The sequence below is a fragment of the Streptococcus thoraltensis DSM 12221 genome, from assembly GCF_000380145.1.
In the GTDB taxonomy this organism is placed as follows: domain Bacteria; phylum Bacillota; class Bacilli; order Lactobacillales; family Streptococcaceae; genus Streptococcus; species Streptococcus thoraltensis.
Map to the genome: position 1 here is coordinate 105349 of NZ_KB904609.1, position 22876 is coordinate 128224.

The following is a 22876-nucleotide window of genomic DNA, read 5'->3' on the forward strand; positions in this document are numbered from 1 at the left end:
AAACCTCCTAAGATGGTTGATGAGTAATGTGATAACGAAATTGATCGGCGCGTGCGGTACTCAACGTAAACTCAATCATAATATTTTTATCATTGTAAGTTCTACGGGTTATCTGCAAAACAGCTGAACCTTTTTTGATGTCTAAAAGGTCAGCCTCGTAATCTAGTGCAATACTAGCTGAAAATTCCTCCTCTGCAACTCTAATGGTTTGCTTAAAATCTTGTGCAAAAATGTCATAAAGCGGTTTTTTCGGTAAATTTTCCTCAGACAAGCCTTTAAAGAGAGCCGCAGGCATATAAGTCCTTTCAAACATGAGAGGTAGCCCATCTGCCAACCTCAAGCGTTCTAACTCAAATACTTCGCTTCCCAATTCCATATTGAGATAGGTAGCTAGATAGGGGGTCACCTGCACTTTTTCAAAGGACAAAATTTTCGTTTCCGGCTTTTTCCCTAACTTTTTCATCTGTTCTGTAAAGCTGTAAGCTGATGATAAGTCTGTTTTGACATTCTCAATACTGGAAACGAAGGTTCCCTTACCCTGCTTCTTATATATAAAACCTCTAGCTTCCAATTCCTTCAAAGCTTGACGAACTGTAATACGACTAACATCAAAGGACTCGCTAAGTTCACGCTCAGATGGCAGTTTATCATGTGGCGCCATTGAATCTCTAATCATTAATTCAAGAGTATCTACCATCTTAAGATACAAAGGCTTATTAATAGTCATGAAAAGTTCCTTTCTAACTTGTTATAACCAGTTTAAGTATATAATATATTTTGTCGCCTTGTCAAGCCCAAAAATGGAATCACTAGGCATAGGATAAGCAGTGAAGCTACGCTTATTATCAGACCAGCTGTAAAGATAAACATCCATAAGGAAGACAAACCGGTCAAAATACAGTAACAATCTAGGGCTAAGCCTTACATAAAAGCATAGAATGCGCCCTTTTTTTTGAAGGGAAACTTATCGGTTGTCAGTGACTTATCACTAACTTTGAAAAATCAACTTGATGTTTTCTTAGATTGACGAAACTTGTTTAAAATAGAACTTGTCGTCAACCTTTTTCACTTTCTTGGAGAAAAGAAAACTGTCAGAACGTTTACTAATACTTTTCGAAAATCACGTTCCGACCTTATTGACTTGATGGCCTTCAGTTCTATTTGCATAGACGTCACCTGGTCTGATTTTCATTGCGTATCAATCACCATTTCTAAGAGTATGTTTTTCTTGCTTTGATAGTTTCAAAAGTGCCTGCAAAAACAAGACCCAGCTTGAAGAAAAAGTCTATTTTGGACATTTTCCTCCAATCTTTTTTCTTAGTAGCCAAAAACAAAAAGTCTCAAAAACGCTGTTATTTCAACGTTTTTGAGACTTCAATTATTCCCCATTTCCCTGCGAGATGTTCCGAAATATCAAAGTTTCAGGGGTTTGTCTACGTTCTGCACCTTATGTTGAATTTTTTTGATAGGTAACACAATAATATGGCATAAGTAAGTCTATTGATTTTTGGCTCATTTATAATCGTCGACTGGGTTATACGTAATGAGGTAATACATTGTCTTGATGAAACGATGCATAGAGGCGATCGTGTGTGGCTTGGTTGAAGGCATCTGCGATTGTCTTTTCCTTTCTCATAGAAATCTGCGATAGGGCAAGGCTTGGTGTCGTTAGCAGAAGCGATCTTATGAATACACTTGAAAAGAATCTTTCTGGCGTAAGGATTGCCACGCTTGTTGATGTGTTTATTTACACTTTTCAACTTCTCATCGTTTAGAAGTCTTGTCTATAGTCTGGAAAACCAACTTTGTTTTCTTTTTTATTTTACCACTGGCAAAATGTGACCACTAAAGAACTCCTCACTTTTGAGAACTAAAAAAGAGGCCTGAAACATTAGTTCCAGCCTCCAATATATGATTAATTTTAACACTTAAAAGCAACTATCCTTTAAAGAGGACAACGGTGTCCTACTCTAATATCTGCCTATTGTCTTCAGCAGATTAGGATTTAACTATTAGCCCAAACAGATTCCAAGATATTAGTTTGCTCACGTCCTGGACCTACTGAGAAAGTAGAAATACGAACACCTACCAATTCGCCAATTCGGCGAACATAGTGACGAGCATTTTCTGGAAGCTCTTCTAGGCTGCGTACGCCTGTAATATCTTCAGACCAGCCTGGAAGCTCCTCGTAAATTGGTTTGCAACGTTTGAGTTGTTCAAGACTTGCTGGATAGTGATCAATGCGTTCACCATCAAGGTCGTAAGCGACGCAGATTTTAACCGTGTCAAGTCCTGAAAGGACGTCAATTGAGTTAAGTGAGAGATTTGTAATTCCTGACACACGACGGCTATGACGCATAACAACAGAATCAAACCAGCCAACACGACGTGGGCGACCAGTTGTTGTGCCGTATTCTTTACCGACTTCACGAATACGGTCACCAACAGTATCAAAAAGCTCTGTTGGGAAGGGACCGTCACCAACACGACTTGTGTAGGCTTTACATACCCCAACAACTTTGTTGATTTTAGATGGACCTACACCAGAACCGATAGTCACACCACCAGCAACTGGGTTTGATGACGTTACAAATGGGTAAGTTCCTTGGTCAATATCCAGCATAACCCCTTGTGCACCTTCAAAAAGGACACGTTTCCCACCATCAAGTGCATCGTTAAGAATAACAGATGTGTCTGTGACATATTGCTTGATTTCTTGACCATATTGGTAGTATTCTTCGAAAATATCTTCAAATGCCAATGGATCTGATTCATACATTTTTTCAAAGAGACGATTTTTCTCTGCTAAGTTCGTCTTAAGGCGTTCCGCAAAGATGTCTCTGTCCAAAAGATCTGCGATACGAATACCAACACGCGCAGCCTTATCCATATAGGCCGGACCGATTCCTTTGATGGTTGTACCGATTTTGTTATCACCTTTAGCCTCTTCTTGAAGTTGATCAAGCTTGATGTGGTAAGGAAGAATAACATGGGCGCGGTCTGAGATACGAAGATTATCAGTTGTTACCCCTTCTTCGTGGAGATAGTTCAATTCTTTGACCAAAGATTTCGGATTAACAACCACACCGTTACCGATAACTGAGATTTTTTCCTTGAAGAAAATCCCTGACGGAATCAAGTGAAGCTTGAATTTCTTACCATCAATCACAATTGTGTGACCTGCATTGTCACCACCTTGATAGCGAGCGATGACTTCCGCATCTGATGATAAGAAATCCGTGATTTTACCTTTACCTTCGTCACCCCATTGGGTACCAACAACAACTACTGATGTCATATATTTGATTCGGATCTTGCTCAATAGCTGAGCTAAACCCTGCTCCTTTTCTGAAAAACTATTGGCAGGAATCTCACCTGCAAGTTTATCTTACACCCCATTATAGCAAAAACCGAAAACTTTTTCCACAAAACATAAAAAATCGAGTAATTTCTATTAAAGAATGCCTCATCCACTTAAAAAACAAGACAATTTCCGAATTTTATTAGACACAGGATTAGCTTTCAAGTCCCTAACTATAGCGGCTCCCTCCTAACATACAATTATAATGTTTTGAATTAACTGTGATACACCATCACTTCGACTTGCCGTACTCAAGTACTGTTCCGCGCCTTTCTGTTCCTTGTCCAAAAGTTAATTCATTTGACTATAAAATAGACAATGACTATTTAAAAAACCACAATGAGTTATGATTTGCACGCAGACAGACCCATGAAATGTGATATCTAGGGAGATATAGCAGGGAGGCAGATAATATCGTCTTTTGAATTAACGTTGATAGATCGGTACTTTCGACCTGCCCTACTCATGCTCAATGAAAATCAAGAGCAGACTAGGCGACACAGATAGCCGATAGAACTGTCTTCATCAAATCAAGTCAACAAGGTCTGCTTTTGATTTTTGAAGAGTATCAAGTACTGTTCTGCGTCTTTTCTATTCCTTGTTGTGAAAGTTAATTCATTTGACGATAATGAAAGGTTTAGAAACACTGTTATTTTAATGTTTTTAGTGTTTTTTTAGTTTTGGCTAAAAAGAAAAAAGATTGAAAAAAGTCTATTTTGGGTATTTTCTTCAAACTGTCCACAATGAGTTGTGGTCAATTTTTCTTTTCAACAGGCTGTATCGTCTTATACTCCAAACGATAAACACTGTCTTTTGCTTTTTTAAAATTAAGAGATATATTTTGCTGACCACCTTCAAAAGGGTAATGAAAGAAGATGCTATCCCCGTATCTGGACGGTATAAAGCGTGACCAGCTGGGTTTACCAAAACTTTGATAAACATCATCAACCGATACCCCTTTCACACTTTTAGAGCTATCTTCAACCCTTAGAGCTAAATAGTCTTGATGCGTCATAACATGTTTCGACCCTCTAGCGCCAGCTTCTGGATAATTTGGGTGTGGGAGCCTTGTTATCTGGTCATCTAGGTGATAAACACCATTTACTCTAGAAAAAAACAAGGCAATATCTGTCCGACTATGCTTATCTGTAAAGGCATCTTTGTCATAAATAACCAAGATACCATCTCTATCTGAAGCCCTATCATCAATAGTCACATCAGAAGGCTTGCCATGTTCTTTCAAGACCGCTTTGAGAGACGTTCCTAGATGACCATCCTTAGTGTAGACTAGCCGTTCAACATCTGATACTGTCCAATCAAACCGATAATCGAAGATTGACTTCGCCTTTAAAGAACTAACATAGGCTTTGAGTTCCTTTGGCGAGTAGTCCCTCCTCAGCCAGCTCTGATAAGCCAGATAGCCACTGCCAATCATCACAGCTAGCAGTAACATCGCTAAAAGGTAACGATAGGGAAAAAGAAGCGCTCCAATTTGTCGTTTCGTTTGATCTTTTTCCAAGTCACTAGCTAGCTGCTCAAAATCATGTCCTTTCCCATTTTCTGTCATGTTTCGCCTACTTTCTCACCTTGACACCGTCAAATACCGCTGTAATCATACTCAAATGGTAATCCTGATCTTCAGGGTACTTTTGAAACGCCATCACCACATAATCATCTGAATGCCATGTTTCAGCCTCAGGATGATAGTAATACCAGTGCATATCTGAATTCAGCTCAGACATGTTGTAATCAATACTATTTGGTTTACCAAATTGCGCTAGGATGCTCTGTGCTGTCGGATAATTTGAGGCATCAACGCCCATGTAGCCTGTCTTTAAATCAGCAATGTCTTCTTGGGTCAAGTCAAAAACATGTCCCCAATCTGACTGATAAGTCGTCATCTTCAATTGAGCTTTTTTAGCAAACAAGCGAAAATCCCCATCAATTTTTTTAAAGGACAACTCGACCATCTGATAAGGAAGGGATTGGTCAAAATAGTTCTCTTGATAAATCAACCTAAAACCATCAGCGCTAGCTTCTTCAGGAATGACTTTCGCATCTGTAGCTTTACCATATTTCTAATAAATGGTTGCCAAAGTTGTACTCTTTGGGCTATTTTTAGCCACTAACTTCTCAACTCTTTGTTCCGTCCACTGAAAACGAAAGTCAGAAGACCTAGACGCTACATACTCTTGTACATGCTTTCTCAAAGCCTGTTCAGACAAATCGCGATTCTTATAGAGCTTAAGCGCAAAAATTAACACTAGCACCCCCAAGACAAGAGTGACACTAGCGATCAACCATCGATAGCGCCTCTTACTGCTCCGCAATCGTCTCGTAAAATAATCTTGAGCTAATTGGGTCGCTAACTGGTCAAAACTGACCTGTGATGTCTTACTTTTCTCCCCCATTAAGTCCTCCTCATTTAACTATATCATATTTTCTAGCATCTTTTAACGCCGCTTTGAGTTTAGAATTGTATTCAAGGGCGCTTTGGAGTACAATATTATTACATTCAAAAGATTAGAAAGTGATTGGTATGCATGGAATTCCTTCTCATCCTTATCGTTTTAATTACTATTTCTGGACTTGGTACTTACTATATAACAAACCGTCCAACGGCTCTCCAAAGGCGAAATACAAACCTACGTTTGCAAGATTTAAAAGATACCATTCAGCAAGCCGACCGTCAAGTGAGGCTCTTGGATAATTACTTAGCCGATCAAGATTACACACAATATAGCATTGTTGCCCGCCAGTTATTACCCAAATTAGACCAGATTACAGCTGAATCAGAAGTTTTAAAAAATAACATGGATCTTAAAATCTATCGTCGGGTTACCAAAAAAGCCAACGATGTCAAGGCAGATGTCACCCTACAATTGGAACGCCTTCACATCGCCACTGACTTGGAACCGGCTAGTGAAGAAGAGACAAAACTTCTAAAACGTGCCCCAGAACTGACGACTATTTACCATAATATCCAACGTGATCACCGCACCATTATGGATAAAATCAAAGAAGCTGATAATCGAGCTGAACTGACTGCCCTGCATGAAAACAACATGCGACGTTTCGACGATATTCTCACAGGCTATCTTAAAATTAAAGAATCACCCAAAGATTATTACAACGCAGAAGAACGGTTAGCAGAAGCCAAAGAAGCACTGCAACAGTTTGACTTAGAATTAGATGAGACCCTGCGTCAACTCAACGAATCTGGACTCAAAGACTTTGACGTCAGTCTACGCATGATGCGTGATAAAGTATAAAATAAAAAGAAAAGGAAACTCACATGGCCGAATTTAACTTTGATATTGATAAAATTGCTAATAGTGCTGTCGCCAAAACAGACAAAACCACTGAAATTATCGCTTCTGAACCAGCAACAACCACAGGACAAATTGCCTTTTTAGAAAAATTATCACCCGAACAAAAATCAGCTATCGAAGCTAAAGCTCCTGCTCTTGTCGATGCCTTTATAGATGACCAAAACTACCTCTTGGACTTTGGAACTTCTGCTGTTGAAGAAGTCAACAAGACAGTGAATCACATTCTCTCTGAGCAGAAGAAATTAGAAATCCCACAAGTGGATGACCTACTTGCTGCTACTAATCGTGAGCTCAACGGTTTCATCGCTAAATACAAGGACGTCAAACCTGCTAAATTAGAGAAAAAACCAAACTTTATCGAAAAGATTTTTAACAAAAGCAAATCTAGCTTACAAGAATTCTACTTCGACTCAAAAAATATCGAGCAAAAAATGGATAGCATGGCCGCTACTGTAGTCAAGCAAGAAGAAACTTTAGCACGTAATATCGTGTCCGCTGAAATGCTCATTGAGGACAACACCGAATCTATCGAGAACTTAGTTGGTGTCATCGCCTTCCTAGAAGCCACCCAGAACGAGGGAGCCAAACGTGCGAGCGAGCTGCAAAAGCAAGTCGCTCTATTGGACAATGCTGACCCAGAATTTCACGCTAAGACTGAAGAATTGGCTCGCATGACTGAAGTTGTCAACACTTTGGAACAACAACACACTGAATATATGAGCCGTCTCTACGTAGCATGGACGACGACGCCCCAGATGCGTAATCTGGTCAAAGTATCATCTGACATGCGCCAAAAGCTCGGCATGCTCCGTCGCAATACCATTCCAACTATGAAGCTCTCAATCGCTCAATTGGGAATGTTGCAACAGTCTGTTAAATCTGGCGCAACTGCAGATGCCATTGTTAACGCTAATAATGCCGCTCTTGAAATGCTAGCACAAACCAGCAAGGAAGCTATTCCTGCACTTGAGCGCTCAGCACAGAGCCCGACCATGTCTATCGAGTCAGTCACTGCACTGGCTGAAAGTCTCGTTGAACAAAATAATGGCATCATTGCCGCCATTGACAACGGCCGTAAGCAGAGAGCTCAACTCGAAACAGCTATCGTCAAATCAGCTGAAACCATCAACGATTCTGTCAAACTCCGCGACCAAAAGATTGTCCAAGCCCTCCTTAATGAAGGAAAAGAAGTGCAAAAAGACGTGGAATCAGATGATGTTGCACCAGATAAGCCGTAAAAAACCATCTATTTCAAGACCTGAACTCCTCAATTGAGGAGTTTTCACTTGCCCAAAAATGCTGATAAATATGGTAAAATAAAGCCTATGGATAAATTAATCAAATCAATTTCAGAGTCAGGTGCCTTCAGGGCTTACGTCCTTGACAGCACTGAGACTGTTAGACAAGCACAAGCTAATCACCAAACCCTATCATCATCAACGGTTGCCCTTGGGCGTACCCTCATTGCCAACCAAATCTTAGCTGCTAACCAAAAAGGCGACAGTAAAATCACCGTCAAAGTCATTGGTAACAGCTCTTTTGGTCATATCATCTCCGTAGCAGATACTAAAGGAAATGTTAAAGGTTATATCCAAAATACCGGCGTTGATATTAAGAAAACAGCCACTGGCGAAGTTCTCGTCGGTCCTTTCATGGGCGCTGGTCAATTCGTTGTCATCGTTGATTATGGTACTGGAAATCCCTACACATCAACAACCCCTATCGTCTCAGGTGAAATCGGCGAAGACCTAGCCTTCTACCTAACAGAAAGTGAGCAAACCCCTTCTGCTGTAGGCCTTAACGTCCTCCTAGATGAAAATGACCAAGTCAAAGTCGCAGGTGGCTTCATGCTTCAGGTCCTTCCAGGTGCGACTGAGGAAGAAATCAGCCGCTACGAGAAGCGTATCCAAAACATGCCAGCCATTTCAACGCTCCTTGAATCGAAAGACCACATTGACGCCCTGCTATCAGCTATCTACGGTGATGAACCATATAAACGCCTTTCAGAAGAAAGCATCGGTTTCAACTGCGACTGCTCACGCCACCGCTTTGAATCAGCCCTCGCCACGCTACCAGTTGCTGATCTAGAAGACATGAAAGAAAAAGACCGAGGCGCTGAAATTGTTTGTCAGTTCTGTGGCACAAAATATCAATTTAACCAAGATGATTTGGAGGCTATTATCCGTGACAAAGCTTAATTCATCATTTATGATTGGAAACGTCGAAATCCCGCACCGTACGGTCTTAGCACCTATGGCAGGGGTTACTAATTCTGCCTTTCGTACCATCGCTAAGGAGTTTGGAGCAGGACTTGTTGTCATGGAGATGATTTCTGAAAAAGGATTGCTCTACAACAACGAAAAGACTCTCCACATGCTCCACATTGACGAAAATGAACACCCAATGTCAATCCAGCTCTTCGGTAGTGATGCCGAAGGCCTAAAACGTGCCGCTGACTTTATCCAAGCCAATACTAAAGCTGATATTGTTGACATCAATATGGGGTGTCCAGTTAACAAGGTCGTCAAAAACGAAGCCGGTGCCAAATGGCTCAAGGATCCAGACAAGATTTACCACATCGTTAGCGAAGTGACATCTGTCCTTGATATCCCCTTAACTGTGAAAATGCGTACAGGCTGGGCTGACAGCTCGCTTGCTGTGGAAAACGCCCTTGCTGCGGAGTCTGCTGGCGTCTCTGCCCTTGCCATGCACGGTCGTACGCGCGAGCAAATGTACCGCGGACATTGTGACCATGAAACACTGGCTCGCGTTTCCAAAGCTATCACAAAAATTCCATTTATCGGAAATGGTGATGTCAAAACTGTTCATGATGCAAAATTTATGATTGAAGAAATCGGCGTTGATGCCGTTATGGTTGGTCGTGCTGCCATGAACAACCCGTACATCTTTACACAAATCAATCACTTCTTCGAAACCGGCGAAGAATTACCAGAATTACCATTTGCTAAGAAATTAGACATCGCTGAAGACCACCTCAAACGCTTGGTTGAGCTCAAAGGTGAAATGATTGCTGTCCGTGAATTCCGTGGACTTGCCCCTCACTACTTGCGTGGTACAGCAGGCGCAGCTAAAGTCCGTGGCGCCGTTTCACGTGCAGAGAGCTTCCAAGAAGTTCAAGACTTATTCAATACGATTCGATAAAAATAAGGCTCCTTATCAACTGTAGTGGGTGACTTATATTAAGCACGAGAGAGAATCAGGTTGGTTCTCTTTTTTTGGGCTCATTGTCAACCCACTACAGTTGACAATGAGCCATTCTTTTGGCTATATAAGCATGCGAAAAGTCTCTGAATCAATCAGAGACTTATTAACAACAATTAAACAATATCAAATTTAAGTTTCCCTTGTTTGACACCGACTTTGAGAATATTACCAGCAGCTAGCTGTCCTGAAAGAACTAGTTCTGCCAAGTGATCTTCCACTTGTGTCTGAATGGTACGGCGTAGTGGACGCGCACCCATTTCAATATCATAGCCATCCTCAGCCAAGTGTTTAAGAGCTGACGGCTGAAATTTAAGAACAATATCTTTTTCAGCTAACTGTCTGATTAATGGTTGAACCATAATCTTAACCACTTCTCTCATATGCTCTTGTGTCAAGCTGTGGAAGACAACTTTTTCATCAATACGATTGATGAACTCAGGGCGATAAGCCTTTTTAAGTTCTTCCAAGATACGTTTTTCCATCGCCTCATGATCCTGCGATAAATCTTGCGCTCCAAAACCAACCGTCTTATCATCACGAAGTGCTGTCGCTCCAAGGTTTGATGTCATGATAATCAGGGTATTTGAAAAATCAACTTTGCGACCACGAGAATCTGTTAAAACACCATCATCAAGCACTTGTAGAAGCACATTGAAAATATCAGGATGCGCCTTCTCAACCTCATCAAACAAGAGGACCGAATAAGGCTTCTGACGAACTTTTTCTGTCAATTCGCCTCCCTCATCGTAACCGACATAGCCTGGAGGGGCACCGTTAAGACGCGAAGCAGCAAATTTCTCCATGTACTCAGACATATCAAAACGAATAAGGGCAGATTCATCATCGAAAAGAACTTCTGCCAATGCCTTAGCCAACTCTGTCTTACCAACCCCAGTTGGACCTAAGAACATGAAAGAGCCGATTGGACGTTTACCCGTCCGAATACCAGACTGATTACGACGGATGGCACGACTGATAGCCGAAATCGCCGTATCCTGACCAATAACACGCTTATGCAATTCTTTTTCCAGATTGAGGTATTTCTGATTATCTGCCTGCGTCATTTTTTCCACGGGAATCCCTGTCAGACGGCTAAGGGTAGCCATGATGTGGTCTTCACTTACCTTGACGACTTTTGGAGCAACAAGTGATTTTTCCTTCTTCAGTAAACGCGAAACGGTTTTAAAATCTCCGTCCAAAAGAGCTTCATCAATTGGGGAAAGTTCTGCTTGCGCTTCTTTCTTAACCATGGTCTGAACGGTCGCACTAGCTTCGTCTATCAAATCGATGGCTGAATCAGGAAGATTTTTACTAGTCATATAACGGTGAGCAGATTTAACAGCTGTCATAAGCGCTTCATCAGAAATCGTTACATGGTGATAGGCTTCGTAACTGGGACGAAGCCCTTTGAGAATCTCAAAGGCATCTGCAACCGAAGGCTCTTCAATAATAATTTTGGCAAATCGACGCGATAGAGCGGCATCTTTTTCAATATGCTTTTGATATTCTTCTTGAGTGGTTGCTCCAACCATATGGAGTGTTCCGCGTGAAAGAGCTGGTTTAAGAATATTAGCCGCATCTAAGGTGCTGTCCATCCCACTGCCAGACCCCATGATAGTGTGCATCTCATCTACAAAGAGAATGATATGACCATCCGCCTCAATATCATCAATGATTTGATTCATACGCTCTTCAAAATCACCACGAAAACGGGTTCCTGCAACCACGCTCATCATGTCCAGTTCAAGAACACGCATATCACGCAGTTCATAAGGAATTTCACCACTGACAATACGCTGGGCTAGCCCATATGCCAGAGCCGTTTTACCAACACCTGCATCACCAACTAGGACAGGATTGTTCTTAGTTTTACGACTGAGTACCTGCACCATGCGAGAGACTTCTCTGTCGCGTCCTACAACCGTCTCTAAAGCGCCAGCCTGTGCCATCGCCGTCAAGTCACGCGTAAAATCAGATAATTCACCAGCCGTTGATGGTGGTTTCATCATATCGGTAAAATTATTAGCCTTAGGGCGTTTTGGTTTTTTCAATTCATGGATAGCTTTTACATGATCCTTGGTAAAACCAGCATGTTTCTCCAAACTTTGACGAAGGCTAAAAATCGAAGAGCCTTCTCCGTCATTTTTAAGTTTGAAACCAGCTAATTCCAAGACACGAATGGGCATCATTTGTGGGTTTAGCAGCATAGCCATCAGGACATGCTCAGTACCCACCTCATCATCTCCTGTGATATGACTAATTTGCTCCGCAAAAGCAAGTATATCAGCTGTCGCCACCGATTGCTCGTGCAGGTCAAACTGATCAATGCTATCATCAAAAGTTTTGTCTGACGCTAAAATAGCGGCTGCAAAATAATCATTTTCACCAGTTTCATTATCGAATTCTCTGAAAGTTAATCCTGCAATGGTTTCATCACTGGAAATTAAGCCAAGTAAAAGATGCCAACTTTCTAACAATTGGCAAGAGAATCGTGTTGCAATAATTTGTGACAGGCCAAAAACTTCCTGCATTTTTTGTGAATACTTAACCATTATGATTCCTTTTTCCTATCCAAACGATGGAGGAGTTTCTTTAACATTCTAGTTCTAATAAAAGGGGCTTCTTGTCCCAATACTGCATCAGACGTCATTGATAGCAGCATGTTGCCTTCTCGCTCTGTGATTACCTTTTCTTCAAATAAGAGTTGAATAAGATCATCAAAAACCTGTTGGCTAACTCGTTCACCAATCGTTGCCATCAAAGAACCGAGTAGTTGGTGATTATCTGAAAACTTAACCTTAACAATGCGGATGTAGCCACCACCGCCACGCTTACTCTCAACTAAATAACCCCGACTCTCTGTGAAACGCGTCTTTATAACATAGTTAATCTGACTAGGAACAACCTGAAAAGACTCTGCCAGATGAGATCGCTTAATTTCGGTCATACCTGACTGAGCCAACAACTGTTTGATATACTCTTCAATCTGATCCGAAGTATTTTTTGACGACATTAAGGCCTCCCTTTCTTACTTTGACTATAACTGACTATAATTATATCAAATTTTCAGGACATTTTAAACTTTAAGCTTTAGACCTAAAGAATCCTTATACTCAATGAAAATCAACAGCAGACTAGGCGACACAGATAGCAGATAGAACTAAAGTTTATCAAATCAAGTCAACAACGTCTGCTTTTGATTTTCGAAGAGTATTAGACAGCTGAAAAACGCTAGACAATAGACTCAGCCCTTTTCAAGTTATTTTTTTAAGATTTGATAAATCCCCAAGGCAATCAGCATCAAACAGCTTGTTAGCATGAAGGGGGTTTGATACTGTTCTAAACCAAGACCTTGAATAGCTTTAGTTAACAGCAATGGTGTCACAATAACACCGATATTGCCTGCTGTGATAGCCATACTGGTGACAAAGGTGTGATAAGTCATGTCAAAAGATTTTGCAATGCTTTCAAAAATAGATGACATGCCACCCACAAAACTAGCACCAATCAAGAATGAACCTAGGTAATAGAAAACAAGATGATGACCAAAAGCGAAGAAAAGACTTCCCACCATCATACTAAAAAGCATGAGCGTCAAGGTATTTTCTTTGAAACGTTTATGCAATTGTCCAAAAATAAGTCCCATCAAAACACCAGAAAAAGCCATAATTGTCAATATCTGACTGCCTAGTAAATCAGAATAGCCTAAATGACTGACTAAGAGCGTTGGTACTTTTACCGTTGCTCCGATATAACTAATCCCAATGAAGAAGGTAATCAGCATCCATAAGATAACGTCTTTATTGAAAATAGTCATCTGAGATAAGGATTTAATCTCACGTTTGGTATCAGGAACATTTTTACTAAAAAGATAGAGAACAGGAAGAACCAAGAGGTAAACCAAGTAAATATACTGTGGGCCGATAAAAAGGGCGTATCCAACCAAAAAGGTGGTCAGCGTTTTACCAATGTTCAAGGTCGCCGTACGCCAGCCAATCATACTAGCGCGTTTATCCCCATCAAAGTATTCTGAAATAATGCTAATAGACAAAGAATTATAAAGTCCAATCCCTGCACCGAGAAGAAGGCGTGAAAACAGGGCTAAACCAAAGCTTTTGGAGAGGAATGAAAAAATACCTGACACTAAAATCAAAAGGAGACCGAGTTGAACCGTCTTTTTCTGACCAATCCTTCCCACAATAAAATTACTCAAAATTACAACAATGGTAATGGTCATGGCTGGAATCGTAACCAAGGTTTCCACAGAAGCCAAGCTAAGGTGTGGATTTTGAGCTTGGTAATATTGAGATAGTTTGGGAATGGCTGGTGCAATCGCTAGATGCGACATGAGAAATAACGAGATGGATAGTAAGGAAATTTTTAAAAAGGGTGATTTTGTCATTTTAGACTTTCTAATAGAATTCATCATCAAAAAAGCACCCCTATTTACCTAGGAAAAGGAAACAGAGGTGCCGTAGATTAGAGATTAATCAATTATTTACCAAGAGCTGCTGCCATTGTGGCTGCAACTTCGTTTTCAAAGTCATTTGAAGCTTTTTCGATACCTTCACCAACTTCGAAACGAGCAAATGCGACAACTTTAGCATTTACTGATTCTAAGTATTGCTCAACAGTTTTGCTGTCGTCCATGATGTAAACTTGTGCAAGAAGTGTGTACTGTTGGTCAACTTTAGTGTTGTCAAGCATGAAGCGATCCATTTTACCTGGAATGATTTTGTCCCAGATTTTTTCTGGTTTACCTTCAGCAGCAAGTTCTGCTTTGATGTCTTCTTCAGCTTTTGCAATCACTTCGTCAGTCAATTGAGCTTTTGATCCATACTCAAGGTGTGGAAGAGCTGGTTTGTTAACCATAGCACGTGATTCGTTGTCTTGATCGATAACGTGGTTCAATTGTGCTAGTTCATCTTTAACAAATTGCTCATCAAGTTCAGTGTATGAAAGAACTGATGGGTTCATTGCAGCGATGTGCATTGACAATTGTTTAGCAAGTGCTTCGTCGCCACCTTCGATAACTGAGATAACTCCGATACGTCCACCATTGTGTTGGTAAGCACCGAAAACTTGATCATCAGCTTTTTCGATAACAGCGAAACGACGGAATGAGATTTTTTCTCCGATTGTAGCTGTTGCGTTAACGTATGCTTCTTCAAGCGTTTCACCTGAAGCCAATTTAACTTTAACAGCTTCATCATTGCTAGCTGGTTTAGCTGCGGCAAGTGCTTTTGCAGTTTCGTTTACCAATTCAACAAATTGTGCGTTTTTAGCAACAAAGTCAGTTTCAGCGTTAACTTCAACAACTGCTGCAACGTTACCATCAACGTAAACGCCAGTCAATCCTTCAGCAGCTACGCGGTCAGCTTTTTTAGCTGCTTTAGCCATACCTTTTTCGCGAAGCAATTCAATCGCTTTGTCGATATCGCCATCAGTTTCAACAAGTGCTTTTTTAGCGTCCATAACACCAGCACCTGATTTTTCACGCAATTCTTTAACGAGTTTTGCAGTAATTTCTGCCATGAGTAGATCTCCTTAAAATATAATCTGAGAAAACAATTCCTGACTATCAGGCTTGTTACTCTTTAATAACTAAATAAAAACAAAAGGGACTAGGGCTTAGCCCTGCCCCCTTCGCAAGCAATAGCCATTCTTGCTAATCAAGCTCAAATGGTAAAGTGGACAACTGTCCTTGTTATTTTTCTTAGTTGTTGTCGCCTTCTACAACTTCAACGATTTCTTCGATTGATTCTGCACTAGCTTCTTCTTGGAAGTCAACGCCAGCATCTTCGCCTTGGTTACCTTCGATAACAGCATCAGCTAATTTAGAAGTAATCAATTTAACGGCGCGAATAGCATCGTCATTTGCTGGGATGATAACATCAATCTCATCTGGATCAGCGTTTGTATCAACCATAGCCACAACTGGGATACCAAGTTTTTTAGCTTCTTTAACAGCGATTTGTTCTTTATGTGGGTCAACAATGTACATCACATCTGGAATACGAGGCATGTCTTCGATACCACCCAAGAATTTTTCAAGACGTGCACGTTGTTTGTTAAGTAATGCAACTTCTTTCTTAGGAAGAACTTCGAAAGTTCCATCTTCTTCCATGCGTTTGATCTCTTTCAATTTAGCGATACGTTTTTGGATAGTATCCCAGTTTGTAAGAGTTCCACCCAACCAACGGTGGTTGATGTAGTATTGACCAGCACGCGTAGCTTCTTCTGCTACTGCTTCAGCTGCTTGTTTTTTAGTACCAACAAACAAGATAACTGCATCGTTTGCTGCTGCATCACGAACAAAGTCGTAAGCTTGATCAGCCAATTTTACAGTTTGTTGAAGGTCGATAACGTGGATACCGTTACGCTCAGTAAAGATATACTTAGCCATTTTAGGGTTCCAGCGACGAGTTTGGTGACCAAAGTGAACACCAGCCTCAAGAAGTTGTTTCATTGAAATTACTGCCATGAGTAGTTTCTCCTTTATGTTTTTTTCCTCTTCCAGCCGTCAACTTGCAAGACCACCACGAGGGCAACAGTCTCACAATGGAGCCAGAATGAGTATTTATTGCCTAAGCAACTAGTACATAGTATCAAAAATCATACCAAAAAGCAAGTCATTATGTACCGAATCATTCTCCTTGCCATGAATTTCTTCACCATTTTTAAACGTCACCTTGACTGTGCTATCAGCCTTTTTGTCTTGGAGATTGTGTGACTGTTTCTAAATAAGCATTTTTGCTTGAACACCTAAAAAGGAGTGTCATAGAACTTTGGATTTTCGGTTTATTTTTCTAATCATATCAGGCGTTTAAGCCTCTACGCTTATCTTGTTTTTTGTGTTTTGGCATAGGGTGTCGCATAGCTTTCAATGATTTGATAGTCTTTTGAATTAACTTTGATTCATGGTCACTTTCGACTTGCCTTACTCATACTCAATGAAAATCAAAAGCAGACTAGGCGACACAGATAGCAGATAGAGTTGAAGTTCATCACGTCAAGTCAACAAGGTCTGCTTTTGTTTTTCGAAGGGTATCAAGTACTGTTCTGCGTCTTTCTGTTCCTTGTTTCTGAAAGTTAATTCATTTGACGATACTAGATAAAGATTTATTGTTCCGATTATGTTTAGTGTTTTCTTTTTAATTCTAAAGAATGTCGCTTAATCCACGCTTTTTAAGTCGACTAATAACAATTATTCAAAATTAATAATATCACTTCCAAAATAACACAAAGAAGCAGGAAGTACCTTTTAAGAGGTATTTTTCCTACTTCTTAGAGCTATTTACATATCCTCAACTAACTTAGTTGGAGATGGGATTTCGAATAAGATAATCAAAGGCACCAATAGCTGCCGTGGCTCCAGATCCCATGGAAATAATGATTTGCTTGTAAGCAGAATCCGTACAGTCACCCGCCGCAAAAATGCCTGGGATGTTAGTTGCGCCTTGTTTATCCACAATAATTTCCCCTCGTTGGTTCAACTCAATATCACTATCGCTCAACCAAGAAGTGTTTGGAAGAAGGCCAATTTGTACAAAAACACCCTCCAAGGAAATGGTCTGCTCTTGACCAGACTCACGATCACTATATCGCAAACCTGTCACTTGAGTATCTCCAAGAATTTCCTGAGTAGCAACATTCTTAAAAACAGTTACATTGGAAGTTTGTGCTATTCGTTCTTGCAATACTTGATCTGCCTTAAGTTCTGGTAAAAACTCTAAAACATACACATGCTTAGCCAAACCTGCTAGGTCCAAAGCAGCTTCAAGTCCAGAATTTCCACCACCAATCACAGCAACATCCTTGCCCTCAAAAAGAGGTCCATCACAGTGCGGACAGTAAGTGACTCCTTTGTTGCGAAATTCAGCTTCACCCGGAACGTTAATATTGCGCCATTTTGCACCAAGGGCTAAAATGGCTGATTTCGTTTCTAAGACGGCACCATTTGACAAGGTTAAGGCAATGACATTATCTTTTTCAACAGAAACCACCTTTTGAGCTTTAATGATGTCAACATCGTAACTCTTGGTATGTTCCTCTATTTGCGCCATTAACTTAGGACCTTCTGTATAGAGATTTCCTATCATGTTTTCAATGCCGACAGTCTCCATCACTTGTCCACCAAATGTTTCAGCTACTAAGCCCGTTTTCAAACCTTTTCGTGCAGCATAGATGGCTGCACTGTTTCCAGCTGGACCGCCTCCGACTACTAGGACATCATAGACGCCTCTATCAGCAAAGGCTTCTTCTGACAATGGACCTGTCACTTTGTCTACCAATTGTTCAATGGTTGCGCGACCTGATGACCACTCCGAACCATTCAAATACACCGTTGGAACGGACATGATTCCTTTAGAGGTCACCTCATCTTGAAACATCCCTCCTTCAATCATAGTATGTGAGATGTTGTCATTTAGTACAGACATGATATTTAAGGCTTGAACAACATCTGGACAGTTGTGACACGTTAGGCTAACATAGGTTTCAAACTGAAGTTTTTCATCAATGGCTCTAATACGATCCGCAAGGTCTGGTTCAATTTTAGGAGCACGACCAGAGACTTGCAAAACAGCCAAAATAAACGATGAAAACTCATGCCCTAATGGAAGTCCTGAAAAAACGATACCACTAGTCTCTCCTTTTTTTGAAATCTGAAAACTGGGAGTTCTCTCCAAATTTATCGGCTCACGGCTGATACGATCTGACATATTCTCAATTTCCGTGATAAACTCATCCATCTTTTGAGAATTCGCATCATCGCCAAGACAAACTTGTAATACAATATCTGACTCCAGTAAACCTAAATAACTTTGAAGTTGGGATTTGATGTCATTAGATAAGGTCATAAACATCCTCCTCGTCTTTTGATTATATTTTTCCGACTAAATCTAAACTTGGTGTCAAGGTCTCAGCGCCTTCTTTCCACTTAGCAGGGCAAACTTCTCCTGGGTGCTTGCGAACATACTGAGCTGCATGAATTTTATCAATCAAGGTGCTGGCATCGCGTCCAATTCCATCAGCGTTTATTTCCATCATTTGAATGATGCCATCAGGATCTACAATAAATGTTCCTCGTTGGGCAAGTCCATCCTCTCCTAACACATCAAAACCTTGTGATAAAACGTGAGAAGGGTCACCAATCATTGGGAAAGTGATTGTTCCTACAACATCAGACTCATCATGCCACGCCTTGTGGACAAAATGCGTATCTGTTGATACTGAATAAACTTCCACACCTAGTGATGTCAACTCTTCATACTGATCTTGTAAATCCCCTAGTTCCGTCGGGCAAACAAATGAAAAATCAGCTGGGTAGAAGCAAAAGATAGCCCATTTACCTTTTATATCGTCACTGCTAACCGTGATAAATTCACCTTGATGATAGGCTTGTGCTTGAAAATCAACGATTTCTTTTCCGATTAAAGACATATTTGTGTCCTCCTTAGTTTTTGTAATTAGGGTCATTATATAATAATAATTCTAAATAAGCTTTCGAAAAGCTCAAAAATTGGTTGCGTTTCCATCTCTGTTATGATTGGTTTTTCGGCTCCATCATATTTAGGACAATATACATTAAAATGACAGAAAATTTGTAAGCAATTAATTGCTCTTTTGCTGACTGCTATACAACACTTATTATCCTGTTTCGTCCTAGATAAGCTAACTTCTACGCATGCGTTTATTAAAGATTACAAAAATCAACAATTTGATTAAAGCTGTCATTTTAGACAGAAATTGCTGATTCAAAAAAAGTAAGAACGCACAAAAGTTGTTTGCTAAAATTGCCTTGCTAAAAAGAAAAGATTACGTTATAGTGAAAGCGACTAGATTTTGGAGGCGTTTACAAAATGACGAAAATCAGATTAAAACTACTTGGCAGCCCAAAGATTTTTTTAAATGAACAAGAACAATTTTTCACATTTTCCAAAGTAAATGCGCTCCTTTACTACCTAGCGATAAATGGTCCTGTCAATCGCGAAACCATAGCTAGCTTACTCTGGGAACATAAGACTACCCAGACAGCTAAAAAGAATCTTCGAAATACGATTTATCAAGCCAATAAGGGCACGAAAACAGACATCATTATTTGTCCCAATAGGAACACTATTACTCTAAATCCTGATTTAAATATCAAAATTGATGTCGAGCTTTTTTTAAAGTCTCCTAAACACCATTTAAATCTTTATCAGGGAGATTTCTTACAGGGGTTTTATCTAAAAAACTGTGAGGAATTTGAGTTGTGGATGTCTAAGCTCCGCCTGCAGTATGAGCAAATCTTTTTGAAAGCCTCCTATCAAAAGGTTGAAGAAGGTCTCTCTCTTGGTAACGAAGAAGATAATGAACAATACTTAAAACAACTCATTGAACGTGACGAATTTGAGGAACGAAATTATCAGTTATTGATGCGTTTCTACCAGCAAAAAAAACGTCCTAGTAAGGCTATTGAAACCTACTATCAATTGACCAATCTCCTTGAGAAAGAACTTGGCATTCGACCGAGCAGCCAAAGCCAGCAGATTTATCAAGAAATTCTAGCAAATCATCGCAGCGAACGTACGGTTAGTCACTTTCTCCATACTAGTGATACCTTTTTAGGACGAATCAACGAAATTCGACAATTAGAAACATTTTTATCGAGTTGTTTGAGTAACCACGATGCAGAAATCTTGCTCTTAATTGGAGACACTGGAATAGGAAAAAGAACTTTGGCGAGACAGGTTCTAGCTACTCAAAATTCACGTTTTCAAATGATTACAACGGAGTGTTTCCGTGAAGAATACGAGAATCCTTTTCAACTATGGCGCAATCTGCTAAATCACCTTGGGGATTTGGTCATTCAACATCGGTTGTTAACTCCCAAAGCTTGGAAGATGTCCTTGAAGCAACACTTTACAGCTATTTTTATGCAGACAGAGGATTGTGATAACTCGATTTCGCCTAAGCAAATAAATGCCCTTATCAAGTTCCTTGTAGACATCTTACAACAACTGGCTACCATTAAACCAATGGTTATTCTGATTGAAGATATACATTGGATTGATAAAGGAAGTTTATCGATTCTCCAGCAGGTTGTGCATCAAGTCACGGCTAGCCCTTTAGCTTTTATCTTCACCAAACACCTTGGAACACCGCTTCATCTAGAGAATTATTTGAATACCTTAACGAGCCAGAAGAAATTACATACAATCTTATTAAAGCCGTTTACACGCCAAGAAAGTTTCGATTTTATCCATAACCAGCTGATTGAGCAGACAATCAATTCTGAAGAACTTGATCGGCTCTATCAAGTCAGTCAGGGTATCCCTTTCTTTTTATCGGAATACACCAAGCTCCTTGTTAATAAAGAAAAGTTTATTCCTCTCACACCAGCCATCAAAGCCAAGTTGGGGCTTAAACTAGCAAATCTAGATAGTTTAGCTAATGAACTATTAAATCTTTTAGCCTGCTGTCCTCAAGCCGTCCCACTTAATATCTTGGCACAGATGATGTCTGTTTCTTTAGAAGAAATCATAACTATCGTTGACAATCTTTGCAATTATTATATTTTAATTGAATCTAGTTGTGGCGATGATGTCGTTATCAATTTTCGAGAGCAGATTGTCCGACTTTATTGCTACGATAGATTATCCAAGTCTAGGAAACGACTTCTTCACGGACAAATTGCTAAACGCTTAGAAGAAAGCCTTACCATTTTGCCACCTACTCCACAACTTTTGCAAGAAATAGCCTACCATTTTGACAAATCCCATCAAGAGATCAAAGCCTTAGAATATAACCTAAATTATCTCGATAGTACCTTGGGGCATCAACACGAACTATTTCCGATTTATTCTAAATATTCAGCACGAAATGAACTTTCGACAGAAGATAATCAAAACATCATCGAAAAGCAGTTTAAAACTGTCCGACAACGTATTGACTCTTTGGAAATGACTTATAAAAATAATCGGGATTTTCAAGAATTGCTGGTTCGTTTTTCTTACTTAGAAGGACGCTATGATATTCGTATTGGTCGCTACCAAGAAGGGATTCGACATATTCAAAAAGTCATCACCTTGGCAACTGATCTGAATCATCCCTCTTTTTTATTAGAAGGTTATCGGCAACTCATCCATTATTGCATTCAAGTGGAAAATAAAGCCGAGATGAAATACTACTCCGAACTATCCTTAGAAGCTGCTGTCTCTGCCAATCATTTCGAAGCTATCGCTATTAGCTTGAGATTTAAAGGTCTCTACCATCTCATCATCGGAGACTTAGATGAGGCAAAACGACTTCTACTGCAATCCATTGACTTTTTCAAGGTCACTCCCTCTGTGGAATCTCAATACACGATTCAAATAGCCGCTGCTTTAGATTATTTAGCGGAGATTTATCAAATCAGACAAGAATTTGATAAGGCAATTCACTACCAAAAAATGGCTATAAAATTAACAGAAAAAATAGCTGCAGAAGTTCCTGCAAGCGTCTTTTATATCGGATTGGGTATCTCTTACTTCACAATCGGTCATCTTGACACTTCCTATCAGATGTTAACGATTGCTAAACAAGGACTTAAAAAACATCTGCGCCCTTGGAAGGAAATTCAGTTGGAAATTTACTTGGCGATCATTCAATGGAAAAAGGGTATCACTGCTCCTGTTATGGACCTACTAAGACAAAAAGATAAGCTCGAATCTAGATATGGCAATCCTAGAGATAAAGGCTTTATTTACTATGTTATGGCGGTTGTTAAATACCATTTGTTAACAGGTGAGCATTCTTTAAGTCAATCCGATGTCTGTTATTTAGAAGCGGCACTTGTCGAATCTTTTGACTCTTATTACGAAGTTGCTATAGTCAACCTCAATCCTTATCGTGATAGTCATCTATGTTCTGAATTAACAAACTTACGGCAAAAACTATCTTATCCTCAATGACAGGCAAAATCAGACGAGGTGAC

17 protein-coding genes and 1 pseudogene are annotated in these 22876 nt (G+C 40.1%); 5 read left to right on the plus strand and 13 right to left on the minus strand.

What is annotated here, in order from left to right; genetic code table 11:
• Positions 1 to 7: 7 nt before the first annotated feature.
• The 6 genes and pseudogenes from A3IA_RS0107380 to A3IA_RS0107405 form a co-directional block, all read right to left on the minus strand.
• A complete protein-coding gene (locus A3IA_RS0107380; RefSeq protein ID WP_018380689.1) occupies positions 8 to 727 on the minus strand; it encodes a GntR family transcriptional regulator in 720 nt (239 codons plus the stop codon).
• Between the two features lie 785 nt (positions 728 to 1512).
• A pseudogene (locus tag A3IA_RS12690) lies at positions 1513 to 1745 on the minus strand (IS110 family transposase); the annotation flags it as partial.
• A gap of 260 nt (positions 1746 to 2005) precedes the next feature.
• The gene (locus A3IA_RS0107390; protein ID WP_026217617.1) at positions 2006 to 3298 is read right to left on the minus strand and encodes an adenylosuccinate synthase; all 1293 of its coding nucleotides are present in this window, start codon (positions 3296 to 3298) and stop codon (positions 2006 to 2008) included.
• An 817-nt stretch (positions 3299 to 4115) separates the two neighbouring features.
• On the minus strand, positions 4116 to 4928 hold the full coding sequence (locus A3IA_RS0107395) for a hypothetical protein (RefSeq protein ID WP_018380692.1): 813 nt from the start codon (positions 4926 to 4928) through the stop codon (positions 4116 to 4118).
• Positions 4929 to 4935: 7 nt separating this feature from the next.
• The gene (locus A3IA_RS0107400; RefSeq protein ID WP_156802422.1) at positions 4936 to 5376 is read right to left on the minus strand and encodes a hypothetical protein; all 441 of its coding nucleotides are present in this window, start codon (positions 5374 to 5376) and stop codon (positions 4936 to 4938) included.
• Positions 5377 to 5439: 63 nt separating this feature from the next.
• On the minus strand, positions 5440 to 5772 hold the full coding sequence (locus A3IA_RS0107405; RefSeq protein WP_018380694.1) for a hypothetical protein: 333 nt from the start codon (positions 5770 to 5772) through the stop codon (positions 5440 to 5442).
• A 132-nt stretch (positions 5773 to 5904) separates the two neighbouring features.
• Between A3IA_RS0107405 and A3IA_RS0107410 the strand changes: the two genes are divergently transcribed.
• From A3IA_RS0107410 to dusB, 4 genes are all read left to right on the plus strand, one after another.
• Complete coding sequence (locus A3IA_RS0107410; RefSeq protein WP_018380695.1) at positions 5905 to 6633, plus strand: hypothetical protein; 729 nt, start codon at positions 5905 to 5907, stop codon at positions 6631 to 6633.
• 23 nt (positions 6634 to 6656) lie between these two features.
• Positions 6657 to 7931 carry a toxic anion resistance protein gene (locus A3IA_RS0107415; RefSeq protein WP_018380696.1) on the plus strand — a complete coding sequence of 425 codons (1275 nt, stop codon included), beginning with the start codon at positions 6657 to 6659 and terminating at the stop codon, positions 7929 to 7931.
• 87 nt (positions 7932 to 8018) lie between these two features.
• Positions 8019 to 8891 (plus strand): Hsp33 family molecular chaperone HslO, encoded by an 873-nt coding sequence (gene hslO, locus A3IA_RS0107420; RefSeq protein WP_026217618.1) that lies wholly within the window; start codon positions 8019 to 8021, stop codon positions 8889 to 8891.
• Positions 8878 to 9855 carry a tRNA dihydrouridine synthase DusB gene (dusB, locus tag A3IA_RS0107425; RefSeq protein ID WP_018380698.1) on the plus strand — a complete coding sequence of 326 codons (978 nt, stop codon included), beginning with the start codon at positions 8878 to 8880 and terminating at the stop codon, positions 9853 to 9855. Before hslO ends, dusB begins: the two co-directional genes overlap by 14 nt.
• A 176-nt stretch (positions 9856 to 10031) precedes the next feature.
• Here the strand turns inward: dusB and A3IA_RS0107430 are convergent, their stop codons facing one another.
• The 7 genes from A3IA_RS0107430 to ahpC form a co-directional block, all read right to left on the minus strand.
• Positions 10032 to 12470, minus strand: coding sequence for an ATP-dependent Clp protease ATP-binding subunit (locus A3IA_RS0107430; protein ID WP_018380699.1), 2439 nt, complete (start codon positions 12468 to 12470; stop codon positions 10032 to 10034).
• Entirely contained in the window at positions 12470 to 12931 is a 462-nt protein-coding gene (locus tag A3IA_RS0107435; protein ID WP_018380700.1) for a CtsR family transcriptional regulator, read from the minus strand. Before A3IA_RS0107435 ends, A3IA_RS0107430 begins: the two co-directional genes overlap by 1 nt.
• 246 nt (positions 12932 to 13177) lie before the next feature.
• The gene (locus tag A3IA_RS0107440) at positions 13178 to 14320 is read right to left on the minus strand and encodes an MFS transporter (RefSeq protein WP_018380701.1); all 1143 of its coding nucleotides are present in this window, start codon (positions 14318 to 14320) and stop codon (positions 13178 to 13180) included.
• A 92-nt stretch (positions 14321 to 14412) separates the two neighbouring features.
• Positions 14413 to 15453: a translation elongation factor Ts gene (gene tsf / locus A3IA_RS0107445; protein WP_018380702.1), complete on the minus strand. Its 1041-nt coding sequence runs from the start codon at positions 15451 to 15453 to the stop codon at positions 14413 to 14415.
• Positions 15454 to 15634: 181 nt separating this feature from the next.
• Complete coding sequence (gene rpsB, locus A3IA_RS0107450; protein ID WP_018380703.1) at positions 15635 to 16402, minus strand: 30S ribosomal protein S2; 768 nt, start codon at positions 16400 to 16402, stop codon at positions 15635 to 15637.
• Positions 16403 to 17234: 832 nt separating this feature from the next.
• Complete coding sequence (gene ahpF / locus A3IA_RS0107460) at positions 17235 to 18779, minus strand: alkyl hydroperoxide reductase subunit F (RefSeq protein ID WP_018380704.1); 1545 nt, start codon at positions 18777 to 18779, stop codon at positions 17235 to 17237.
• Positions 18780 to 18801: 22 nt separating this feature from the next.
• Entirely contained in the window at positions 18802 to 19362 is a 561-nt protein-coding gene (gene ahpC / locus A3IA_RS0107465) for an alkyl hydroperoxide reductase subunit C (protein ID WP_018380705.1), read from the minus strand.
• A 419-nt stretch (positions 19363 to 19781) separates the two neighbouring features.
• Here ahpC and A3IA_RS0107470 point away from each other — a divergent pair, with 419 nt between their 5' ends.
• Positions 19782 to 22853, plus strand: a complete 3072-nt coding sequence (locus tag A3IA_RS0107470; RefSeq protein WP_018380706.1) for an ATP-binding protein — start codon at positions 19782 to 19784, stop codon at positions 22851 to 22853.
• Positions 22854 to 22876: the final 23 nt, after the last annotated feature.